Raw genomic sequence first — 22,617 nt, forward strand, 5'->3', positions numbered from 1 at the left:
TTTTAATAAGGAAACAATTGGCGGGTAAGTTATCACAACTGATAATAGTTATCATCACCATTCATCACAAAAGTGATATGTTAATACAAATAAATGTAACAAATTATGTCAAAGAGTTTTGTGTATATGAAAAGGCGAGTTTACTAATTGGGTATGAAAAAGGCGCACTAAGGCGCCTAGATTTAGGAGTATTTATTTTCTGCGGAGGGTGTATGTGTCTTCACCACGAACAGTAACAGTTTGAGCAAGGCTTACTTCCTCAATATCCATCACGTGTACTCGCTCTTTAGCGTGAAGTAATTCTTCATCCATAGATTGCTCTTCTTGGAGGAAGTAAAAATGTTTACCAATCTGCCCACCATCATGATCAATATCGGCTTGATACAAGCTATATTGTTTGTTACCTGCGACTGTTTCTAGTGTGCCAGAAGTGCCTGAACCAGGTAAAATTGCAAAATAAGCCACTCGTTCAGCAACATGACCTTCATTTAAGCTTTCTTGCTCATAAAATGCAGCTTTAAAGCCTGTTGTTGCTAAACTACCGGCACGTGTATAGGCACTGTGTCCGCCATTGTAGGTTTGAGTTTGCAAAAAGACGTAAGGTTTGGCACTAAATGCTTCTGAAAATACAACGTCTTTAAACTCTCTAGAGTTAGACAAGCTAAAACTACCAATTTCGACAATTGTACCGTCGCTCATTGTATAGCGACCTTCATTCATTGTTAAAAAGTCAAAAGACTCAGTTTCGTTATGTTTTGTGTTTAAATATTGCCAATTCTGGAATGAAATTTCAGAACTATTTGTTTCAATATTCTTTAAACGAATAACACCACCATTTTCATCATGTACGGTTGCTGCTGATGAAAACACAGCGGGCTTTGTAAAATACTGATCTTGAAAATCAAATGACTGCCATACACCACCTAGTTGGTTATTAACCGTTTCTGAGTAGTAAGGAATGCCATCATTTGAAATAGCGCAAGGCGCTTCAGTGTAACAACTTGTTGAGCTTGATGTGTTTGTTGTTAAGTCACTAATGTGAATCGGCAAGGTTGCAACCAGACAAGTTTTTCCTGAATGAGGGCTAAGCTTATAAATTTTAGATTCGTTTTGATCACCATGATCATTAATAATCACACGACTGATTAAAACGTCACCTTTTTGGCTTAATGTTGCACCTGTGACATTAACTAAGTTGTGATTGGCTAATTTAGTATATGAATAGTCATTACGGTCAATGCTATATACAGAAGTCGCTGTTACTAATAAAAGGTCGCCATTTTTAATGACTAAATCAGCGCGGCTTAAACCATCAATGCCACTGAAATCAGCTAGCACAGTTTCTTCGCCCGAGTATTTGTCTATGCGATATAGCTTTGAGAAGCTGACTGCAAAAAGTGAGTCAGTATCAGAAGCGTATGCCATACCGAAAACTGATTTTGTCTTACCTACAACAATATGCTCGCCTGTTGCATGATCAAAATAGGCTAAGCGACTGTATTTATATTTGTCACCTCTAATAGGTAAACTTGGACGTTGTTCATCACTGATATCAAGATGGCTAACATCTACTTTGAATTCAAGTGGAATAGGTGAAGACACATAATAAGTGCGGTTAGTTGTTTCGTCATATGCAATTGCAGCAGAACTAAATTTTGCAACAGAGTCTGCTCTAGCTGTTTTTTGCAGCTCATCGAGACCGAATACAACACCTAACTCGCCTCGGCCGGCATTCATAGCTACTAATTCCCCTTGGCAGTTATTAGCGATTGCATAAGAAGTCACAAAGCTACTTGAAAGAGCTAGGGTTGATAGAAATAATTTGGCTTTTATCGACATAAGTAAATCCCACTATTAGGTTTGTTGCGACACAAAGAGATAAGACCACTTTGTATTAATAGTGAGCATTATAGTGAGAAGCCTCACTTTACGAATGCCGATAAAAGCTGTTTTTAAGTCTGGAATTTAATCTTTAAGTACTAAAAAATGCATATTTAATGTTAAATTAGCTGTTTTTCTGACTTTTCTGATCCTCAGAATTACTCGACATTGAGCTGCCTACGGACGCGGTGATTACGAGTAAAATAGCTAACCATTGCCACAGGTTTAAAAATTCGCCTAGGATCATAAAGCCAGCCAATGCTGCAATGGCTGGTTCTAGGCTCATCATAATGCTGAACCCTTGCGCAGGCATATTACGCAGCGCCACCATTTCTAAGGTATAGGGTAGTGCGCTAGACATAATGGCGACTAAAAGACCCAGCGGTAACACTTCCCAGCTTAATAGTGCAGTGCCTTGAGGAGCAGCACCATAGGGCACAAGTACAATCGCGGCAACGCTCATACCCATAGCAACGGTCATCCCGCCTGAACCTTGATTTCCGGTTTTTTTACCAAACAAAATATAAAATGCCCAACAGGCACCCGCCGCAAGGGCTAAAATAACACCTACAGGGTCGAGGCTGTCTTCGCCTTTCATATCGGGTAATAATAAAATTATGCCAGCAATGGCGCAGGCTACCCAAAATAGGTCGCGTTTTTTACGTGACGAAAGCAGAGCAACCGCAAGGGGACCTGTAAACTCAAGTGCAACACCTATCCCTAACGGGATACGCTCAATTGCATAATAAAACAGAATATTCATGCCACCCAAGCTTAGGCCATAGATGATAATAGGCATGCGTTGTCCCACTGGCGGAAATGCGCGCCATGGCCTAAACACAAGACACAAAATAGCAGCAGAAAAACCCAAGCGCAGTGCGGTTGTGCCTTCAGGGCCAATTAAAGGGAATAATTGCTTGGCAACGGAGGCACCAGATTGAATGGTGACCATCGCAAGAAGCACGCAAATAACAGCAATAAAAAACGGTGGGATGGTGCGCTGCATCACTGTCCTTATGAAAGTTAATACCTTAAGTTTGCGGCGATTTTACTGATGTTTTGTGGGATAAGAAATGTTTTTCGTTAAACAGACACGGATTTTCGATAAAGCAAAATTGCGGGTATCAAATTGCTTTGATACCCATGCTCAAAATGCTTAAATTTGGCTTGCTTGTTGAAAGGCCGGCATGATGGTTTGCGTGGCCTGTTTTTGCTGCTGGCGTTTGGCCATGTTAAAGAATATAGCGGCAAAAATAGCAGCGACAATATCAACCCAATAGCTTGTGTAAAAAAGCGAATTAACGTTACTTAAAGCAAGTTTTAGTAAGGTTGAGAGCACCATTAATGCACATAGGCCTGCAAGCAAGTAAAGCCCAACAATAGTCGCCTTTTTTACAGGTTTTAAGAAGCTATAAATCACAAAAGCAAAAAAAGCGGCGTAGTAACTGTATAGGGTGGCGTAGTTTGTGTTGCTAACAAATATAGGTAGCCATTTGGCAGCAACGAGTGTGAAGGCTACGGCAATCATAGATCCTAAACAAACGCCAATGGTGAGTTTTGCCATAAACAAGGTACTGCGTTTATTAGCATCTTTTTTAAAGCGTTTGTCTATCCACAGTAAATTACCTGAATAGAATAAGAAGGCGCCAAGTAACCCCATAACGAAGTAGCCCCAACGACCCCAGTCTCCCCCATAGGTGCCAAAATGGAGTGAGAAAATACTGGCAACCATGTTACCCCACACTGCACCTTCGCCTTGCGGGTAGCTTGAGTTAACCACTTTTAGTGTGTACGGGTTCATGAATAGGTAATCAGTATCTGGTCCGCGCACTACCGCATTATTGTTACTCATCATAAACACCGCAGAAGGTGAGGCCGAATTTAAATTACTATAGCGAATATGGATTGGCTCATAGCCGGGGGCATAGTTTTTCGCTGCGAGTACTTGTTCATCAATGCGTGGTAAGTTCTCAATATGAAAACTTTGCGCGGCAGGCGTAGGGCGCTGAAACAGTGGCTTGCCATCATAAAATTGCGCTAAACCACCATAAATAAAGTCATGAAATGCAAACACTACTACGGTAAAAGCAATGACTAAATGAAACGGTAAACTCGCTATACCGACAAGGTTATGGCTATCGAGCCAGAATCGACTAGGCCCTTTTTCTTTTCGCAGTGCAAAAAAGGTTTTAACTAATGTTGGCAGTAAAATAATCACTCCTGAGACCAAAGCTAAAAAATACAAAATACAGGCAATACCAAGAATATAGACCCCTGATTGGTCATGACCAATTTCGCCTATAAAACCAGCTGTACGGTGTAAATAATCAACTAAATCGGCAAGTTCGTTTTCGGTTTGTGCGCTGACGTTTAAAGTGCCATCAGCATTTAGGTGTGCGAAGTTGAGTTGTTTATCAAGCTCCATGCCTCGGGCATTGCCTTTGATATACCACGAAAGAGGTGCATCTTGGGTATGTAAATCAAGGTTAAAGCCTTTAGCAAGTTGTTCGCCTTGCTCATTAATTGCCGTATCTACCAGCGTTTGGTAGTCATAATTAGAGCTGGTGATTTTAGGAGCTTGAATAGGTGCTGCCCATTGCTGTATTTCGTGTTTGAACATGGTCAAACTGCCCGCATAAAAACCAATAAACAGCACTAAACCTGCAATTATACCTGTCCATGTATGTACACCTTGATAGGTGCGAAGAATATCCGATCTGACTTTCATGATGCACTCCTTAGCATAAAAAACACGCCATAAAGCAACACAGTTAAGCTGCCAAGCACAAGCCACGCTTGCTTTGCTGAGTTGAATAAATAACTAAAGCTAAAAATGGTTAGCCAAACAGGCGTGATCATCCACATGTTAAATTGCACTTTATCGCGAGCATCAATGCCTCCTGGGCCATACCAAGCAAAAAATGCAACGAAAATAAATGAGAGGGCTATCCCTAAAAATGCACCCGCAAGGGTTTTCCCTAACCAAGTTGGTTGGCGTTTAGATGAGCTTGTCATGAATTATCCTTTTCTTTTCAGCAGGCTAATAAAAGGGATCAGCATCAACATTAGCATCAAACTAAAAATGATATAGAACACGGCCGCTGTGACTGAGTATTGTTGAAAGGCAAGTATTAATGCGCAAACGATTAACGCAATCGAAAGTAATCGCCATTGTTTTTTAATAGGTTTTTTTAAGAATCGCTGCTGCTTTCTAGTGCAGTACACAGTACTGACAGCAAAAACGACAAGCAGGGTAACGGTAAAAGTGAGCATAAGATTATAGTTGTAGTTGATGTTAAATCTCATTGTAAATGATAACTAAACTCAATTGCAATATCATTAAGCTTGTGTTAATTTCCTAGCGCTTTTTTATCAAACTCAATTTGTTTAATTCTAATAATCTCTTACGGGGAAAGGACATTGGCTACTGCATTTAAACTTAATTCACTCACCAAAGTTATGCTTGCATCATTACTTGTTACACAAGGCTCAGCGTGGGCCGATGACGACCAAAGCAGTCGAAAATCAATGGATACCATTGTTGTTACAGGTGAAAAAACAGAGAAGTCACTTAAAGAGACCATGTCGTCAGTGGCGGTTGTTGATAAGTCTTTACTAGAAAACGGTCAACTTGCTTCTATATCTGAAGCGCTGTCAGAAATGGCGAACGTTGTTGTGTTAACGGGCTCGGTACCAGATATGCGAGGCGTGTCAGGTAATGGTGGTGCAACGGGTTTTAACTCATTTAGCGGTGGTTCCAAAGCCCGTGTTTCAACCTTAATCGATGGTGTAAGCCAACCGTTTGTTGCAGATTTAACCGGTGATACGGGTCTGTGGGATGTAGAACAAATTGAAGTTTACCGAGGGCCGCAATCAACCAGTAATGGTCGTAATAGTATTGCGGGTGCCGTTTACATGACAACTAAAGCACCTACTCAAGAATTTGAAGGGGCTGTGCGCGTTGGTTATCGTAACCAAGATAGCTACCTAGATACTGCCGCAGTGGTATCCGGTGCGTTAGTTGAAGATGTATTAGCATTTCGTCTATCAACTCAGTACGTTGATGGCGAAACATTTTCAAATCCACCGGTATACGAAACAAACCCCACTGATCGTGAATTAAACAAGTTAAATACCAGTAGCACACGCGCTAAATTACTTTACACACCTAGCGAAGATCTTGCTGTACAGCTAACTTATTCAACTTACAGTGAAGAAGGTAATTCGGGTCGTAAGTACTTTTTAGCGGATGAGCCATTTGATTATGAGCCGCTATATCAACGTATTATGGATACTGAATCTGATACCACGCAAGTGAATGTTGATTACAAAATTAACGATGATTTTTCGTTAGATGTTTTAGTTGCTTATATGGATTACAAATGGGGATTTGAAGCTTACGAACCACTTGAAAGTGCAGAATCTGACGTATCAATGGATGAAAGTAACATCACTGTCGATACCAAATTGAACTTTGGTTTAAGCAATGATTTTTACTCAGGCTTTGTTGGTCTTGCTTATTTTGACCGTGACCAAGACTTTGAAAGTGTCGGAGCAACCAATTATTACGGCGACGATAGCAGTAAATCGACCGCAGTTTATGGTGAAACAAGCTTTAACTTAAGCCGCGAATTAACGTTAACAGCGGGTCTGCGCATTGAGCGTGAAGAACAATTACGTAATTTCAATATGGCATTTCGTGGTGATATGCTCGTTGAGCAACTTGATAATTCACACACACTGCGTTTACCAAAACTCGCGATTCAATATGATATTAGCGACGAAACAACGTTATTTGCCAGTGCTCGTCGTGGTTACAATGCCGGGGGCGGCGCACTTGATTTTACTGCTGAAGATTATTACTACTACGATGAAGAAACCGTTAATACTTATGAAATTGGTTCACGCAGCGTAATCAATAATGGTGACATAAATATCAGCGCTAATGTGTTTTACAATAACTTTAACGGTTATCAAGCGCTAAGCTCAGAGCGTAAAATCACTAATATTGAAGATGCTCATAGCTATGGTTTAGAAGTAGAAGCCTACAGCATGCTGGGCGATCAGTGGCAGTTACATGGTGGCTTTGGTTTATTGAAAACTAAAATTGATGAATCATCAGCCTTTCCTGATGCCGTCGGCAATGATTTAAACTCTGCACCGGAGTTAACGGCGAGTTTAGGTCTGTCGCATTGGTTTACCGATAGTCTAAAAGTGAATTTAAGTGCCAATTATGTTGATGAATTTTATGGTGACTTAACAAATACAGAAGAACGCGTTGCAGGTGATTACACCATTACGCGTTTATCGATGACTTACGATACTGAACAATGGTTGATAAGTGCCTTCATCAACAATGCCTTAGATGAAGAGGCGTATACCTCACAAGAACCTGTCAGTGGTCGCTACCCACAAGGCTATGTGGCAGTTGTAAACCCACAAACAATCGGTGCATCTGTTACTTACCGATTTTAAACTAAACGCTAGTCGCTGGTTTACTCAGCGACTAGCTTAATTTAAATCGGTTAATTTGCCCGTTTAAGTTATTTGCCAAGTTAGCCAGCTTACTCGATGAAGATGAGATACTTTGCGTTTGTTGCTGTGATTTACGGCTGGTGTCTTGTACTTCATTTAAGCGCTGGGCGATTTCTTCTGTCACTTGAGATTGCTGTTCAGATGCAGAAGCAATGGTCATATTGGCCTCAGAAATGGCTTTTGCTTGCACGCTAATTTCATCGAGCATATGGCCCACTTTTTCCGAATTGATCACTGCCTCTTTAATTTGATTATCACTAGAGCGGATCCTTTGTGTCACCGCATTAGTTGCCGATTGTAATGAGTCAATTTTATCTTGAATTTCAAGGGTGGAGCTTTGCGTACGGCTTGCCAGCGTTCGTACTTCGTCGGCAACAACGGCAAAGCCTCGGCCTTGTTCACCCGCTCTGGCAGCTTCGATTGCGGCATTGAGTGCCAATAAATTAGTTTGTTCGGCAATATTACTGATAACACTTAAAATAACCGTGACTTCATTCACTGAGGCCTCGAGTTGGTTAAGGTCAGTGAGTGATTTTGTTAATGTATCGGCCACAGACTCAACTGAGCTCACCCCTTGTTTTACAACATAAAGGCCTTCTTGGGTTTTTTGATTGGCTGCGGTAGCACTGCTTGCTGCGGCTGCACAGTTCTGAGAAACCTCTTTAACAGCCGTTGAGTTTTCATAGACTGAGCTTGAAATCACTTCAATCGCTTGGCTTTGAATATCATTGAGCGTTTTAGCTTGCTGTGAAATTTCGTCGAGGCTTTTTGCAGCCACTTGCGCTTGCTCTGATTGATCATGAATTTCTTTAAGAAGCTGAGACAGTTTATCAACCATAATATTAAAGCTGCTCGCAAGCTGGCCTATTTCGTCATCGGCTTTGTGGTCAATATAACGAGACAGATCCCCTTCAGAAATACGCTTAGCTTCATCAATTAAGGCATGGGTTGCTTTAATTACTTTTTTCTCTAATTGCCAGTAACACACTATCAAGGTAGCAATAATAGTCAGGACTAACACGGTGCTAATTAAACTTAAGGTAACCACACGGTCGTGATTGCTTTTAACTTCTGCAGCACTTTTTTTCTCAATTGAACTTAAAAATGCTTGTACAGGTTGCTGAATTTTTTCAACTTCGGCCATGTATGCATCATTGGTTAAAAGCGTAATAGCTTGCACCCACTTTTTATGCTCGCTTGCAGTTAAGTTATTTGTATCGCGACCAAGCAAGTCACCCACTAAACTAAATGCTTGTTCTTCTGTTTCAACCAGTTTGAGCGACAAATCATTTGATTTTTGCAACAGGGCTAAATCATCAGCGGCTACATTAAACGCTTTTAGGCGTTGTTCGAAACTTTTCTTTTCGCCGTTAAGCCAAGCTGCTTTGCCTTCAATTTGATCAACAAGCTGGTGGTACTCATCTGCATAGCGAGGGTTTAAGGTCACAACATGCTGACGGGCAAGTTCGGTTAAATGAATCGAGTTTGCAGCTGAAAACTTGGCAAGGTGACTGAGCTCATAACGCTCTTGAGCAGAGTCCATACTTTTATCTTGGCCTGACTGCAAGAATAGAATAATTAAAAGTAGCCCAGCAGCAAGGGTAATAGTTGCTGCGAAAACGGCTCTGAGTAAAAAGCGAATAGTCAAAGTATTACCCTTCTTATTGAAAGTAAATACTATTAACCATAGTACAAAAATCTAATTTGAATAAAAGTTATGAGAAACTTAATTGTGGGTAATTATTTAAGCTTATGTTGAGTGGCTAAAATGAAAGAGGGCAGTGTTAACTGCCCTTGAATAATGTATTTATTGGTCTGCGGGATACACAACGCCAAGTTGGCTTCGCGCTTCATCAAGCACCGCCATAACTTGTTTTGACAGTGTATGAGTATTAACTGATGACTCAATCTGTCCTGCATTCGCTGCTTGAATAAAGTGGCTTACTTCATGGCGCATAAAGTGTTCATCAAATTGCTCAGAGAGTTCTTCAACCGTGCCATCGTTACCGATATATTGCATGCGCTTTAATAAAGAGACGGCTTCGATACGAATGCGACCTTTTTCACCTTGGATTTCAGTAAAGTTATCGCCTTGTGAGATTTTTGAGTAGCTGATCACCGCTTGCTTATCAGCGTAATTTAATAATACGTCACCAGCCCCATCAACACCGGTTTCAAGTAACACACCACTGGCTTTTACACTCTGAGGTGCGCCCCATATTGCGAGTAAAATATACAGCGGATAGATACCTAAATCGACTAATGCACCATTAGCAAATTCTGGCAAGAAAGTGTTTGGGCGCTCGCCATTTTTATATTTATCGTAACGTGATGAATACTGACTATATTGACCAATGTATTTGCGGGGTGTGCCAATTTTTGTGAGGGCATTTTTTAAGCGTGCGAAGTTTGGTAAATGCGTGGTCATCATCGCTTCCATGTATAAGCGTTGATGCGTTTTTGCCGCTTGAATGATAGCCTCAAGTTCTTTGCTATTAGCAGCCGAAGGCTTTTCGCCTAAAACATGTTTACCGGCTTTTAAACACATTACAGCATAGTCTTTGTGTAAGCTATTTGGTGCAGCAATGTAGACGGCATCGACCAATGGATCTTGGCATACTTGTTCAATGTGGGTGAACACTTTAGCATCTGCAAGGTCATGTTTAGCAAGAAAAGCCTCGCCAGTTTGCTGCGCTCGTGAGCACACGCCATATAAGGAAAACGCTTCTAGCTGTTTAGCTGCACTCAGTAATGTGTCGCTTATAAAGTTGGTACCAACAATGACAAAGTTCATGGTTACTCCTCGTTATTTTGTGCAAGCCATGCTTGCCAATCCTGTTCAAATTTTTCCATTTGTTTGTGCTTTTTGCTTAACACATGTTTGTCTTCATCTTCCTGTGCCATATAAGGGCCTACGCGGCATAATGCACAGTGTTTATCGCCTAAATAAGCGGGTAAAGTCAGCTTAGCAGTAATCTCATTGTCAGTTTTTTCGCTAAATACATAGGTAATGCCGCTGGTGTCTTTAACATGTTTATCGCGGTCAACATTACGAATTTTATAGCCCGGGAATAAATTAATATCGAATGGCATTTGGCCAAGATAATGGCAGTTTAGCCCTTGATTTAAGCTGCCTTCAATATTCCATTCACGATACGGTTTTACATCTTTAGAGGTGATGTAACACAACATCGGGCCATTTCTATCTAATGCAAACTGGCTTGCGTAGTCTAGGTAGCGATGCAACAAGGCTCGGTTTAAAACATTCATACCGCCTTGTTGGGTATTTGCTTTAAATGCTGCTTCACCTTTAAACGCAGGTATAAGGGGAAATTGAAAAATAACTACATCGAAACGAGCGTCGCCTAAGCGCTGCCATGCATCGGGTTTAGTGACATCAAATTCAGTTAAGGTTGTTATATTTAACTGTTGCAGTGAACTAAGCGCATTGTCGCTGTATTTTTGCTCTATGGTATTTGCATCATCATAGGTTGATGCAATCAGCATGGCGGGTTTTAAATGGCGAGCTAAGGCCAAAGAAAAAGATAAGTCACCATCGCCCACCGTTAAGATGCGCCAACTAGGGTCTAAAAACATAGCTTATTTGCCTTGCTCAGGCTGTTCTTCGATGGTTATTTCAGGGCAAAGCGCTAAGCGCGTTTTGAGTCCTTCGATGGCAATTTGCTTGATGATCAAGTTAAAGCTTATTAGCACTGCAAAGGCGATATGTATAGGTCCGTGGGTCAATCCAGCATCGGCATCAAACAGCATTAAGCCAAACAACAAAAATAGTGTTGCCAAGAAGATTTCAATCAGTTGATTCGAATAAAAAGTTAAGCCACCTTGTTTTTTATGGTCTTTTTTTATTTGAATGGAACAGAAAAACGGGATCACTTTCACTTTGAAGTGCGCATTCTTCTCGACGTAATTTTCGCCAAGGTGATCTAGTTTAGCGCGAAGTTGATCTATCATAGCAAGTCCTTAAAAAACTGAGCCGCGGATGTTACCGCAATCGCGATAAAAGGGCTACTCAGGATAGATACTCATGCCAATTACAAAAATATGGCAAACAAAAACCACAGACGTTAAAACGAAACGCATTTTTTGATAATCAATATGATAGGTTTGCCACTGTGGTGAACTTTTTTCGAATAACAACACCAACCAGAAACTTGCAGCGAGCCAAGCGAGAGTCCAGGTTGTTGGTAAAAAGCTTAAAAAGCCAATCGGTAGAATAGGAATAATCGCTTTAATGGCATCAGCATGGGTTTGCTGGCCTGCATGCCATAAGTTACCAGCCATAAACGCCAAAATGGCGATACTATAAAAAGTGAAAAAGTCTAAGTTGACGGCATTACTGCCAGCAATGAGTGGCCAGCCAACGCAGCCTAAAAACGGCAGTAAACCTAAGTAACCGAGTTGAATGTGATTAATAAACTTTTCCATAATGACCTTAAAGCCGCCTAACTGGTATAAAATAACTCGTGGTTATTTTATACCAGTTAGGCGGCTAAAACGATCGCTTTATTGTTGGCGTAACTCTCGACGTAGAATTTTGCCAACCGTCGATTTAGGTAATTGTTCCATAAAAATGATTGATTTAGGCACTTTATAAGCACTTAAGTTTTCGCGGCAATAGTCACTCACTTGTTGCTCATCAATCTGCTCTTTTAAGGTAATGTAGGCACAAACACGCTCCCCAGTTTTTTCATCTTTTGCGCCAATTACGGCCGCTTCGCAGATAGCAGGGTGCTGACAAAGTACGTTTTCAACTTCATTAGGGTACACGTTAAAGCCAGAAACAATAATCATGTCTTTTAAACGGTCTACAATTTTGTAATTACCACTTGGAAGCTTCAGACCCACATCACCGGTTTTGAAAAAGCCCCGTTTCATGCATTTATCGGTTTCATCTTGGCGCTGCCAATAACCCATCATCACCTGTGGGCCTTTAACAACGATCTCGCCAGACTCACCGTCAGCTACAGGCTCATCATTTTCATTCCAAATTTCGACGGTGGTGTTTGAAAGTGGGCGGCCAATGCTACCAATTTCTTCTTTTTTAAAGTCATTTAACGTTGCAACAGGCGAGGTTTCTGACAAGCCATAGCCTTCTGTGATTGTGCAACCTGTGGTATTCATCCACGCATCGGCTGCAGCATGTGTGAGGGCTGCGCCCCCAGAGACGGTCATTTTTAAGTTTGAAAAATTCAGTGCCTTAAACCCCGGGTGCATGCACAAGCCAATAAATAAGGTGTTGATGCCTGAAAAGTAATTAATTCCAAATGGTTCGATTTGTTTAACTAAGGCATCTAAATCACGAGGATTTGGTATCAGTACATTAAATTGGCCCATAGCAAATAGACCAACCATGTTCACCGTAAAGGCGTAAATATGATAAAGCGGAAGCGGGCAAATACCGGTTTCTTGACCGGGCGTTAAAATGTCATCAAAGCGCTCATTCATTTGCTCGGCATTGGCTAATATGTTGCCATGACTCAGCATCGCCGCTTTGGCAACTCCTGTGGTACCGCCGGTGTATTGTAAAACAGCAATATCATCACGACTGGCTTGATGAGCGTTAAGAGGAGCGAGTCTTTCACCTTGGCGAATAAGTTCATTTAACGAAAATTGACCCTCTTGCAATGTTGGCTCAGAAACCGCGGCTGCAACAATAACTGTTTTGATTGACGTATCATCGATAATAGTTGCTAATTTATCGGTAAGGGCGTCAAGAATAACAATGGCTTTTACATCGGCATCATTAAACTGATGTAGCATTTCGCGAGCGGTGTAAAGTGGGTTGGTATTGACAACGATTAATCCGGCACGAAATGCTGCATAGGTAACGATAGGGTAATCAACAATATTCGGTAATTGAATGGCGATTCGGTCCCCTGCAACAAGGCCACTTTGCTGTTGAAACCACTGCGCTAAATAACGAGACTGTTGTTCAACTTGTGCATAGCTGAGCGTTTTTCCCGCACTGTTATAGGCTGGAAGTTCGGCATAAGTCTGACACGTATGCTCAATTAATTGCGTGAGGTTATCATGTGTGTTCATGGGTATTCCTTAGCGTGTTGTTCTTATTAGTTGTTGTTTTATCAAGCGATCCATCACTGAATCCATTATCCAATTTGGCAAATAACGACTCATGATATAGGTTAGTTTAGATTGTAAGCCTAGGATCACCATTAATTTTTGTTTATCCAAGCCGCGCAAAATGTGTTTTGCAGCATAGGCTGGGCTGGCTAAAGTACTGTGCGTTTTACTTGCACAAATTAAACTGACTTTTATGTTGTTAGGTTTAAATTTTTTACGGAGCTCTTTGGCTAAAATCAAGGCGCTGGGCTGTGGCGTAAATTGAGTGGCATCAATAAGCGGTGTGGTCAGTGCTAGGTGACTGTTCATGCCCAAGTGTGGCGTGATGACTGTTGCAAAGTGCTGACAAGCAATACTATTTTCGTTACTTAGCTGCTCATAAGTATGGCAGCTGAAAATAGCCAAATCAGGCTTTCCTATCGCTGCAATTGCATTATTTACTTGGGTTTGCAGTGCTTCAGTATCACAGATAGGCGTCGCAAAAAACTCAACGTATTGATAATAATCGGCAAGCTCACCGAGCGATTGTTTAGTTTGTTCGCAAAAATGTAAGTCGAATAATGCAACATCGTCACCTCTTAGAATATATTGCTTTGCCAATTCGAATCCGATACCACTGTTGGCACCGGTAATAAACACTCTTCTTAACATTGCACGACCACTAATTAGCGAAACTAGCTAGCCAATATATATAAATTGTTAACCGAAAACTTAGCTTTATACGACCCATTTTTAACTTTTTGCGCCAAAAAGGCTAAAGTGATTTACGGTAATCTTTTGGTGGTATGCCATACCAGCGTTTAAACGCACGAGTAAATTCGCTGTAATTAGAAAAGCTTAAGATATCTGAGATGTTCGATAAACTGAGGCTAGTTTCAGTTAAATATTGATGTGCTAAATTGCAACGTACATCGTCAACTAACTCACGAAAGGTTGTGTCATGCTTTGTTAAGTGCCGCTGTAAACTACGGGCACTCATTGATAGTTTTTCAGCTATCAGGTTTACACCAAAGTCTTCGTGAAGTAGGTATTGCTTGATCAGCACCTCAACGTGATCTGAAATGTTTTCTCGCTTAGTGTCCTTAAGATCCCCAAGTTGCTGGCTAAGTATCGAAAATAATTGTTTATCTGAGTTTTTGATAGGGATCTTTAAATACTTTCTATCAAATACTACTGCGGTATGGGCACAGTTAAATACCGGGAGTTGACCTAACGCTTGACGATATACGCTAGGATTTTCATTACCACTATGAGGAAGTTCTAAGCGATGTAGTTTTATTTGGTCATCGGTTAATTGTTTTAATAAATTGACGCCTACGCTCATGGCTAAATCCGCGCCATGGTGAACACTTATTTTTAAGCTATTGCGTACTAAAAACGAGAGTTTTACATAGTCTTGACCAACTTCGAGCAGTAAATCAGCACTATTTTGATGTACATGATAGTACTTAGTTAAGTTCTTTAGCGCCATTTCAAGGGTGTCGCAGTTTCCCATCAAGTAACCGACTGAGCCCAAGATATTTAAGCTCTGCCAGCGGCCTAGCTCAAGGCCAAAATAGGGTAGGTTTAACTCTTTAGCCGTGATTTCTAACAGCTGGATCAATTGTTGATACTGCACAAAATTATTTGGCTCAGAGAGTTGTTTTCGATCTAAACCAACGCGCGATAGTAGTGCATCAGGGTTTACCAATTTACTTTCTATCAGCTCAATATAACCATGTAGAGCAGATACTCTAATTAGATCAGGTGCGTGTGTTAGCCGGGGCATAGTGTGCTCTTTTTTAGTGCGTTGGCGTAAAAAGTAAAAAAAATTGCGTGAAAAGTAAAGTAAATGATGCCATTAAAGTTTAACAATGTATTAACCAATCAGCCTGCGAACTGCAATTAAGGCTGAAACGTGCTTAGAGGAACACACAATGAACTATTCAAAAGTTTTTATCAGTGGCGGTAATGGTTTTATTGGCCGCACACTCGCACGCTACTTTAAAGCGCATGGGGTCGATGTATGTGGCGTTGATTTAACGCCCTGTGAAGAGTTTAACATTGTTGCAGGTAACTTGAATGAACCAGCGAGTTGGCGCTCATTAATGAATGACTGCGATTTAGTTATTCATACAGCGGCAATTGTTTCAAATGCGTTTAGCTATAAGCAAACATGGCAGGCGAATGTGGGTTGGACTAAAAACTTACTGGATGCAGCGGTGGCTGCAAACACGGTAAAGCGCTTTGTTCATATTTCGTCGACCGCCGTCTATGGCAGTGATTGGCAAACTGATATTAAAGAAGATGCGCCTTTGTTCCCTGATGGCAGAGCCTATAACGATTCGAAAATGATGAGCGAGCATTTATCGCTAAGCTATCACGCCAGTAAAAAACTCAATGTCACAATAATTCGCCCTGGCGATGTCTATGGGCCCGGCTCAAGACCGTGGATAGCTTACCCATTACAAGAAATCGCCAAAGGCATGTTTATGGTACCAGAGGGCATGTTTGGGCCTGTTTATATTGATGACTTAGTCAAAGGTATTTACCAAAGTGCGATAAGCGACGATGCAAGCGGTGAAATTTTTAATCTTTCGGGCCCTGAGCAAGTAACTAACCAAACTTATTTTAATTATTTGGCGCAGGCACAAGGGAAAAAGCACGTCACAGTAGTGAATTTGGCTTTAGCGATAAAGCTAACAGGGTTTATTGAGTGGTGTTATCACCTTGTTGGTAAAACCACGGATATCAATCCGTCGACCATGCGCATGTTGCGTCGTAAAAGTGCAGCTTATAGTAATGAAAAGGCACAGCATATTTTTGGTTATCAACCTGAATTTACCTTACAGCAAGGTATGCAACATGCTTTGCAGTGGGCGTATGGGCAAGGGCTTTGTAAAGAAGAACCACACACAGATACCGCCACAGCAAATTAAAGACAACTAGTTAACTTATTGAAAGCAAGTGAAAAGAGGGCACACACATGGCATTACCAGATATTATTAATCATCAAGATTTCTTACTGACTATTCATACCAATGATGAAAAGCTGATTAAAAACGCCTTACCAGGGGTACACATTTATCCACTCATGCTGGATTCTGAGAATGGGGTATGGGTATTACGTGTTTTATTTGAGCCGGGTACGGTATTACCAAAGCATTTTCATACCGGTGTTGTACATTTGTATACATTAGCAGGCAGCTGGCACTACACAGAATACCCAGATGATTTACAAGTGGCAGGCAGCTATTTGTTTGAACCAGGCGGTTCGATTCATCAATTTCAAGTACCAGCAGACAACACTGAAGTGACCGATACCTTTATGGTGGTTATGGGGTCTAACATTAACTTTGACCCAGATGGCAACTATATGAACATTATGGATGCAGGTTGGATTGAACAAGTGATGTTAGCAGCTGCAAAAGAGCAAGGAATTGAGCCTAACTACATTAAACCAAAGAGTTTATACGGTTTTAGTAAGTAACTTTAATCCCTGAAGAGAAAGCCCTCTATGACGTAAGTGTTTGAGGGCTTTGTAGTTTTTGCTTCTTTTTATTTTTCAATCTAAAAAACAAATCAATTTAATCTAAACAATCAATTTTATTTTAATCGCTCACACCTCTATTGTATTAATCAAGCAGACGCAAGGCTGCGTTAATTAAACATTTTTAAATACATCAATGAGGAATACTATGAGCACTTCATTAATTAACACAAAACTACAACCATTCAATGCAACAGCTTACCACAACGGTGACTTTGTTGAGCTAACAGAAAAAGACGTGCTAGGTAAGTGGTCAATCTTCTTCTTCTACCCAGCAGACTTTACTTTCGTATGTCCTACTGAGCTAGGTGATGTTGCTGACTTCTACGAGCAACTACAAGAAATGGGTGTTGAAGTTTACTCAGTATCAACTGACACGCACTTCACTCATAAAGCATGGCACGATACGTCTGACACAATTGGTAAAATCAAATTCCCAATGATCGGTGACCCAACAGGTCGTATTACACGTAACTTCGGTGTGATGATTGAAGACGAAGGTCTTGCTCTTCGCGGTACATTCGTAATGAACCCAGAAGGCGAAATCAAAGTAATCGAAACTCACGACTTAGGCATCGGCCGTAGCGCGAAAGAGTTAGTACGTAAAGTACAAGCTGCACAGTACATTGCTAACCACGACGGTGAAGTATGTCCTGCGTCATGGCAGCCAGGTGAAGAGACACTTGCTCCTTCACTAGACCTAGTTGGCAAAATCTAATTTGCCACTGCATTAAACGATAGCAAAGTGTTGCTTTGCTATCTCAATGCAACCTTAATTGCCCATCACAACTCACATTAAGCACATTAGCGGGTGATGGGCAGTTATCCCTAAATTTTTTCTAGCTTATTTATTCTGAACTCAAGGGCTAAGCCATGTTAGATACGAATATCAAAAACCAATTAACAAGCCACTTTGCTTCTATTACCAGCCCTGTTGAGCTGCTTATCGCCTTGGATGACAGCAATAAATCAACAGAACTTAAAAACTTAGCAAACGATTTAGCATCGTTAAGCGATAAATTCTCGGTGCGAGATAACCCTAACCAAGACGTGCGTCGTCCATCTATGGTGGTATCTTCACCTATAAACAATACGCAAATCACATTTGCGGGTGTGCCTATGGGCCACGAATTCACAAGCTTGATCCTTGCACTTCTTCACACAGGTGGTCATCCAAGTAAGGCATCAGAGACTGAAATTGAACAAATTAAATCATTACCTGGGCCACTTAACTTTGAAGTATATATTTCATTAAGTTGTCAAACATGCCCGCAAGTTGTGCAAGCACTGAACTTAATGGCAGCACACAACGAAAACATTACGGCCACTATGATTGATGGTGCTTTGTTCCAAGACGAAGTGAACGAGCGCAATATCCTAGCGGTGCCAGCGGTGTATTTAAATGGCGAGCTGTTTAGTCAAGGTGCAGTTAATCTGACTGATATCTTAAATAAAGTCGATACCAAAGCGGCTGCACGCCAAGCCGAAGCGCTAAACGACAAAGAGTTATTTGACGTACTTGTTGTTGGTGGTGGACCAGCAGGGGCTTCTGCAGCAATTTATTCAGCACGTAAAGGCTTAAATACCGGCGTGGTTGCAGAGCGTTTTGGTGGTCAGGTTTCTGACACGTTAGCAATTGAAAACTTTATATCAGTTAAAGCGACCGAAGGTCCTAAATTAGTTGCTCAACTAGAAGAGCACGTAAAAGAATACGACGTTGATGTTATGCAAAATCAACGTGCGGCATCGCTTACTAAGCAAGGTAATTACCAAATCACGCTAGAAAATGGTGCGGTTTTAAATGCTAAATCAGTGGTATTAGCAACCGGTGCACGCTGGCGTGAAATGAACGTACCAGGTGAAAAAGAGTATCGCGGTCATGGCGTTGCTTATTGTCCTCACTGTGATGGTCCGTTATTTAAAGGTAAAGCTGTTGCGGTGATCGGCGGTGGTAACTCAGGTATTGAAGCTGCAATCGACCTTGCAAACATTGTTGAGCATGTCACCGTGCTTGAATTTGCTGATACTTTACGTGCTGATGAAGTCCTTATTCGTAAAGCAAATAGCTTAAAGAACATTACGATTATCAAAAATGCGCAAACGACAGAAGTTGTTGGTGATGGTAAACGAGTAACAGGCTTAAGCTATATTGACCGCATCTCTGGTGATGAAAAATCACTTGAGCTTGCAGGTATCTTTGTGCAAATCGGCTTGGTGCCAAACACTGAATGGTTAAAAGATTCAGGGTTATCACTGACTCGCTTTGGCGAAATCGAAATAGACAGCAAAGGTGCAACATCTTTACCGGGTGTTTACGCGGCAGGTGATGCAACAACAACGCCGTTTAAGCAAATCATTATTGCCATGGGCAGTGGTGCAACGGCAAGTTTAGGTGCATTTGATTACTTAATTCGTCACAGCGATGAGACTCAAAGCACAGAAGATGCAGCTTAATTAGTTGCATAAACAATGACTCTTGATTAGGCAGCTCACACCCATAGCTGCCGCTTTAAAGCCGCCCTCTCCAAAGGCGGCTTTGTTTTTATTAATCAAGCTACTGATACTGCGCTGCGGTTATAAATTCCTCAAAACTTTCACACCAAATAACCACTGTATTGTAATCACTGACATCAATACCTTGTGGTACAACTAATTTAAAGCCATTGAACGAACGCACCCCTGCAACACGCTGCATAGTGCCTTTTTGTGCTAAAAAATTGGCTTCGTTATCAATAAAGTTTCGCGATAAATAAAGTTGATAGTCGGGGCCTGGTGATAACGTGCCTTGCATAGAAATAGCATCATTGGTTAGATACACCATGCCATCACCATAATGAAAGCGATCTGAGCCTTTCAGGTCGGGTTTAAACGTTGCACTAAACTGAGCTCGACCTTGATGCTGCTTCAAAACAGCAATATCGGGTGCTGGTTGTTCAGTTAAAATAGGTAAACTGTAAACCCCAGCTATAAAACCCGCAGCAAAAATCGCCAATGTCATAATGATAATTAGCAGCGCTTTTAGCATGCTTACTCCTTATTTTTTAGCGTGATGATGTGACGTTGCTTCAACGAAAATTGTTTTTCAACATCACCAAAATATTGCAAATAGAGTTGCTCAAGTTCACCTGATTGCTGCAGTTTTTGCATACCTTGCTCTAGCATATCTCTAATGTGTTGATTCTCTTTGCTTAGGTAAAAGTAATAGTCGCTGGGGTATTGCAACATAATGTTTGGCGCAATGACAAAATTGAACTGTTTTAGTCTATTCAGTTCGGTGCCAATAGCCAGTACTGAGCGTGGAAAGTAATCACCGAGTCCTGTTTCAAGGGCTTTTACCATTCCTGGGTAATCAAGCTCACCATTAACTGTTAAACCATTGTTTTTCAATACGGTATAATCTGACCAACTTTGTTGTTGCAGGCCAACCAAGGGAGTTAAATCAGCAAGGGTTTTAATGCCGCTAAACTTTTCTTGGTCTTCATGGCGAATAATCAGTAAGCGCTTGCCGTGTAGCCCTTTATAGAGTGGGATTGTCGTTTTGACGAGAGAATCAGCGTGCTCGTGAGGCAAAGAAAGCCATGCTAAGGTAATTGTTTTATTATGACTCAGCTGCTCTACAATACGTTTATTATTCATTGGCTTAACATTGTATAGCAGCACTACATCCGCATCCATTGCGGCAAAACTTTTGTCGAGAATATCGTGAATATATTGGTTTTTTACCGCATCGGTATAATTTGGCTTCGCAAGCTGTATAACAATTTGTTCATGGCAAAAGGCTTGTAGACTCGACAGAGCAAAGGTCATTAGTAATATCAGTATTGCTCTATTCATTATTTCGAGTCTCTGCTTTTTGAGCGCAGTTTTAGACGACTATACTTTGAAAACATGAACCTGCTGTTGTAAACGCGAAGCCAATGAGGCCAATTCTTGGCTGGCTTGCGCATTTTGTTGCGAGCTTTCGCTAACCAGTGAAATGCTACTACTAAATTCATTAATATTACAACTTAGTTCGTTGGCAACAGTGGTTTGCTCATCCGTTGCGGTGGATACTTGGTTGTTCATATCGGCAATAAGTGCCATTTCTTGAGTAATTTCAGTCAGTAATTGTGATGAGCGCTCTGCATATTCAACACTTTGTTTAGCACTTTCGTCTGCATTACCCATGGCGGTAACTGCTTGCTGCGCCATTGCTTGTAGTTTACTGATCATTTCGTTAATACTGGCTGTTGCTTTTTGCGTGTTGTGCGCAAGCTGCCTGACTTCATCGGCCACCACCGCGAAACCGCGACCCGACTCACCTGCGCGTGCTGCTTCAATGGCCGCATTTAATGCAAGTAAATTGGTTTGTTCTGCAACGCCTTGGATCATCATCACCACTTGATTGATATCGGTTGATTGTGTATTTAACTCATTGATTAGTTTTGTATTCGCATTAACGATATGTGATAAACGGTTTATTGCATCGATATTTTCTTGCACAGACTGCTGACCCTGCTTGGCTGTTTTATCAGTGTGAGTGGCTTTTTCTGATGTTGATAATGCATTTGCGGCCACTTGTTCAATGGCACTACTCATTTGTGTAATGGCGGTGGCAATCATCGCTGATTGATGCTCTTGCTCTGTGGCTGTGCTTGCAACTTGGTCGCTAATTGAGTTCATTTGCTCAGCAGCAGATGAAAGGGTGAGAGTGGCGCTCGTTACATCATTTACTAATGCATGAATGCGCTCCATCATGGCATTAAAGTGGTTTGCTGCTTGGGCTATTTCGTCATTACCATGGGTTTTTGCGCGCAGACGTAAATCGGCATTTTCAGAGATAGAACCTATCGTTTCACTTAAAGATAACAATGGGTTATGAATAGATCGGTAAATGATAAAGGCAATAGCCAGCAACACAATTATTAAAATGGTGATAGATGCGGTCATAGCGATGGTGACTTGAGCAAAGTCTTTATCTGCGGCGTTTTTAAACTTGTTAGCCTCATTGATTTGTAAGTTTATTAGCCCTTGATAACTTTCACTGAGTGGGTCAAACACATCGTAAAGATTTTTTACGAACACCTCGTTGGGCACTGCTTTAAGTTGGTCACTTTTAACTTGGGTTAAAAACGTGCTGAGTGCGCTTTGTACCACAGCAAGATTCTTTTCCACGATATTAACCAAGCGCTGCTCTTCTGTGGTTAGTTTAGTTCCTAAGTAGCTTTTCCATTTGCTGTCAGCAACGTCTTTTGCATTTTCAACGGCGGCTAGAAAGTCAGTTTTTGAAATTTGCTCAGCACGGTATTTATGGAATAGATCAACAATGCTAACGGCGTAATTGTCCGATACTGTTTTTATTTGCTCAAGGGGGATGACTCTATCGTCATATAAACTGTCGATGCCTTTTACCATGTCCGACATAATAGACATTGTAAAAATAGAGGTGATCACAAAAACTGTAACCGGTAACAAAGCCAAGACGGCTAATCGCGTACGAACGGTGTAGTTATTTAACATGAGCGTGCAAATTTTTGTAAGGACTTAGTATTAAAGCTAATAGAGAAATGGTTTTAAGCAAGTTTTTGCAA

The 22,617-nt window shown here is 41.2% G+C and carries 20 protein-coding genes; 5 read left to right on the top strand and 15 right to left on the bottom strand.

Going from position 1 to position 22,617, the window contains the following annotated elements:
* Nucleotides 1–192: 192 nt before the first annotated feature.
* The 4 genes from CWC28_RS10495 to CWC28_RS10510 form a co-directional block, all read right to left on the bottom strand.
* Nucleotides 193–1,839: a hypothetical protein gene (locus CWC28_RS10495; RefSeq protein ID WP_138625124.1), complete on the bottom strand. Its 1,647-nt coding sequence runs from the start codon at nt 1,837–1,839 to the stop codon at nt 193–195.
* A gap of 166 nt (nt 1,840–2,005) precedes the next feature.
* Nucleotides 2,006–2,887: an EamA family transporter gene (locus CWC28_RS10500; protein WP_138625125.1), complete on the bottom strand. Its 882-nt coding sequence runs from the start codon at nt 2,885–2,887 to the stop codon at nt 2,006–2,008.
* Between the two features lie 150 nt (nt 2,888–3,037).
* Nucleotides 3,038–4,609 (bottom strand): PepSY-associated TM helix domain-containing protein, encoded by a 1,572-nt coding sequence (locus CWC28_RS10505; protein WP_063701214.1) that lies wholly within the window; start codon nt 4,607–4,609, stop codon nt 3,038–3,040.
* The gene (locus CWC28_RS10510; RefSeq protein ID WP_063701211.1) at nt 4,606–4,896 is read right to left on the bottom strand and encodes a hypothetical protein; all 291 of its coding nucleotides are present in this window, start codon (nt 4,894–4,896) and stop codon (nt 4,606–4,608) included. The genes CWC28_RS10505 and CWC28_RS10510 overlap by 4 nt, the downstream gene beginning before the upstream one ends.
* A 444-nt stretch (nt 4,897–5,340) precedes the next feature.
* Here CWC28_RS10510 and CWC28_RS10515 point away from each other — a divergent pair, with 444 nt between their 5' ends.
* Complete coding sequence (locus CWC28_RS10515; RefSeq protein WP_063701349.1) at nt 5,341–7,356, top strand: TonB-dependent receptor; 2,016 nt, start codon at nt 5,341–5,343, stop codon at nt 7,354–7,356.
* A 31-nt stretch (nt 7,357–7,387) separates the two neighbouring features.
* Here the strand turns inward: CWC28_RS10515 and CWC28_RS10520 are convergent, their stop codons facing one another.
* The 8 genes from CWC28_RS10520 to CWC28_RS10555 all read right to left on the bottom strand — a co-directional run bounded on the left by CWC28_RS10520 (nt 7,388) and on the right by CWC28_RS10555 (nt 15,286).
* Nucleotides 7,388–9,064, bottom strand: coding sequence for a methyl-accepting chemotaxis protein (locus CWC28_RS10520; protein ID WP_138625126.1), 1,677 nt, complete (start codon nt 9,062–9,064; stop codon nt 7,388–7,390).
* 159 nt (nt 9,065–9,223) lie between these two features.
* Nucleotides 9,224–10,210 (bottom strand): Gfo/Idh/MocA family protein, encoded by a 987-nt coding sequence (locus CWC28_RS10525; protein ID WP_063701205.1) that lies wholly within the window; start codon nt 10,208–10,210, stop codon nt 9,224–9,226.
* A 2-nt stretch (nt 10,211–10,212) separates the two neighbouring features.
* Nucleotides 10,213–11,013: a class I SAM-dependent methyltransferase gene (locus tag CWC28_RS10530; RefSeq protein ID WP_063701202.1), complete on the bottom strand. Its 801-nt coding sequence runs from the start codon at nt 11,011–11,013 to the stop codon at nt 10,213–10,215.
* Nucleotides 11,014–11,016: 3 nt separating this feature from the next.
* The gene (locus tag CWC28_RS10535) at nt 11,017–11,388 is read right to left on the bottom strand and encodes a hypothetical protein (RefSeq protein ID WP_063701198.1); all 372 of its coding nucleotides are present in this window, start codon (nt 11,386–11,388) and stop codon (nt 11,017–11,019) included.
* A gap of 54 nt (nt 11,389–11,442) precedes the next feature.
* A complete protein-coding gene (locus tag CWC28_RS10540) occupies nt 11,443–11,862 on the bottom strand; it encodes a DUF3429 domain-containing protein (RefSeq protein ID WP_063701195.1) in 420 nt (139 codons plus the stop codon).
* A 78-nt stretch (nt 11,863–11,940) separates the two neighbouring features.
* Nucleotides 11,941–13,479, bottom strand: a complete 1,539-nt coding sequence (locus CWC28_RS10545; protein WP_063701192.1) for an AMP-binding protein — start codon at nt 13,477–13,479, stop codon at nt 11,941–11,943.
* 9 nt (nt 13,480–13,488) lie between these two features.
* Nucleotides 13,489–14,169: an SDR family NAD(P)-dependent oxidoreductase gene (locus CWC28_RS10550; RefSeq protein WP_138625127.1), complete on the bottom strand. Its 681-nt coding sequence runs from the start codon at nt 14,167–14,169 to the stop codon at nt 13,489–13,491.
* 103 nt (nt 14,170–14,272) lie between these two features.
* Nucleotides 14,273–15,286, bottom strand: a complete 1,014-nt coding sequence (locus tag CWC28_RS10555; RefSeq protein ID WP_063701187.1) for an AraC family transcriptional regulator — start codon at nt 15,284–15,286, stop codon at nt 14,273–14,275.
* Nucleotides 15,287–15,434: 148 nt separating this feature from the next.
* On the opposite strand from CWC28_RS10555, the gene CWC28_RS10560 reads away from it, so the two are divergent.
* The 4 genes from CWC28_RS10560 (at nt 15,435) to ahpF (ending at nt 19,501) form a co-directional block, all read left to right on the top strand.
* A complete protein-coding gene (locus CWC28_RS10560; RefSeq protein ID WP_063701185.1) occupies nt 15,435–16,436 on the top strand; it encodes an NAD-dependent epimerase/dehydratase family protein in 1,002 nt (333 codons plus the stop codon).
* Between the two features lie 47 nt (nt 16,437–16,483).
* Nucleotides 16,484–16,987, top strand: coding sequence for a 2,4'-dihydroxyacetophenone dioxygenase family protein (locus CWC28_RS10565; RefSeq protein ID WP_054562481.1), 504 nt, complete (start codon nt 16,484–16,486; stop codon nt 16,985–16,987).
* Nucleotides 16,988–17,195: 208 nt separating this feature from the next.
* The gene (ahpC, locus tag CWC28_RS10570; RefSeq protein WP_063701183.1) at nt 17,196–17,765 is read left to right on the top strand and encodes an alkyl hydroperoxide reductase subunit C; all 570 of its coding nucleotides are present in this window, start codon (nt 17,196–17,198) and stop codon (nt 17,763–17,765) included.
* Between the two features lie 155 nt (nt 17,766–17,920).
* Nucleotides 17,921–19,501 (top strand): alkyl hydroperoxide reductase subunit F, encoded by a 1,581-nt coding sequence (gene ahpF, locus CWC28_RS10575; RefSeq protein WP_063701181.1) that lies wholly within the window; start codon nt 17,921–17,923, stop codon nt 19,499–19,501.
* A gap of 100 nt (nt 19,502–19,601) precedes the next feature.
* Here ahpF and CWC28_RS10580 read toward each other — a convergent pair whose 3' ends face one another.
* Genes CWC28_RS10580 through CWC28_RS10590 form a run of 3 tightly spaced genes read right to left on the bottom strand, consistent with a single transcriptional unit; the run spans nt 19,602 to nt 22,546 of the window.
* The gene (locus tag CWC28_RS10580; protein WP_063701179.1) at nt 19,602–20,072 is read right to left on the bottom strand and encodes a DM13 domain-containing protein; all 471 of its coding nucleotides are present in this window, start codon (nt 20,070–20,072) and stop codon (nt 19,602–19,604) included.
* A 2-nt stretch (nt 20,073–20,074) separates the two neighbouring features.
* Nucleotides 20,075–20,881, bottom strand: a complete 807-nt coding sequence (locus CWC28_RS10585) for a substrate-binding periplasmic protein (RefSeq protein WP_063701177.1) — start codon at nt 20,879–20,881, stop codon at nt 20,075–20,077.
* Between the two features lie 39 nt (nt 20,882–20,920).
* Entirely contained in the window at nt 20,921–22,546 is a 1,626-nt protein-coding gene (locus CWC28_RS10590; protein ID WP_063701175.1) for a methyl-accepting chemotaxis protein, read from the bottom strand.
* Between the last annotated feature and the right edge of the window lie 71 nt (nt 22,547–22,617).

Origin of the sequence: Pseudoalteromonas sp. S4492 (assembly GCF_005886115.1) — a bacterium.
Lineage (GTDB): Bacteria > Pseudomonadota > Gammaproteobacteria > Enterobacterales > Alteromonadaceae > Pseudoalteromonas > Pseudoalteromonas gelatinilytica.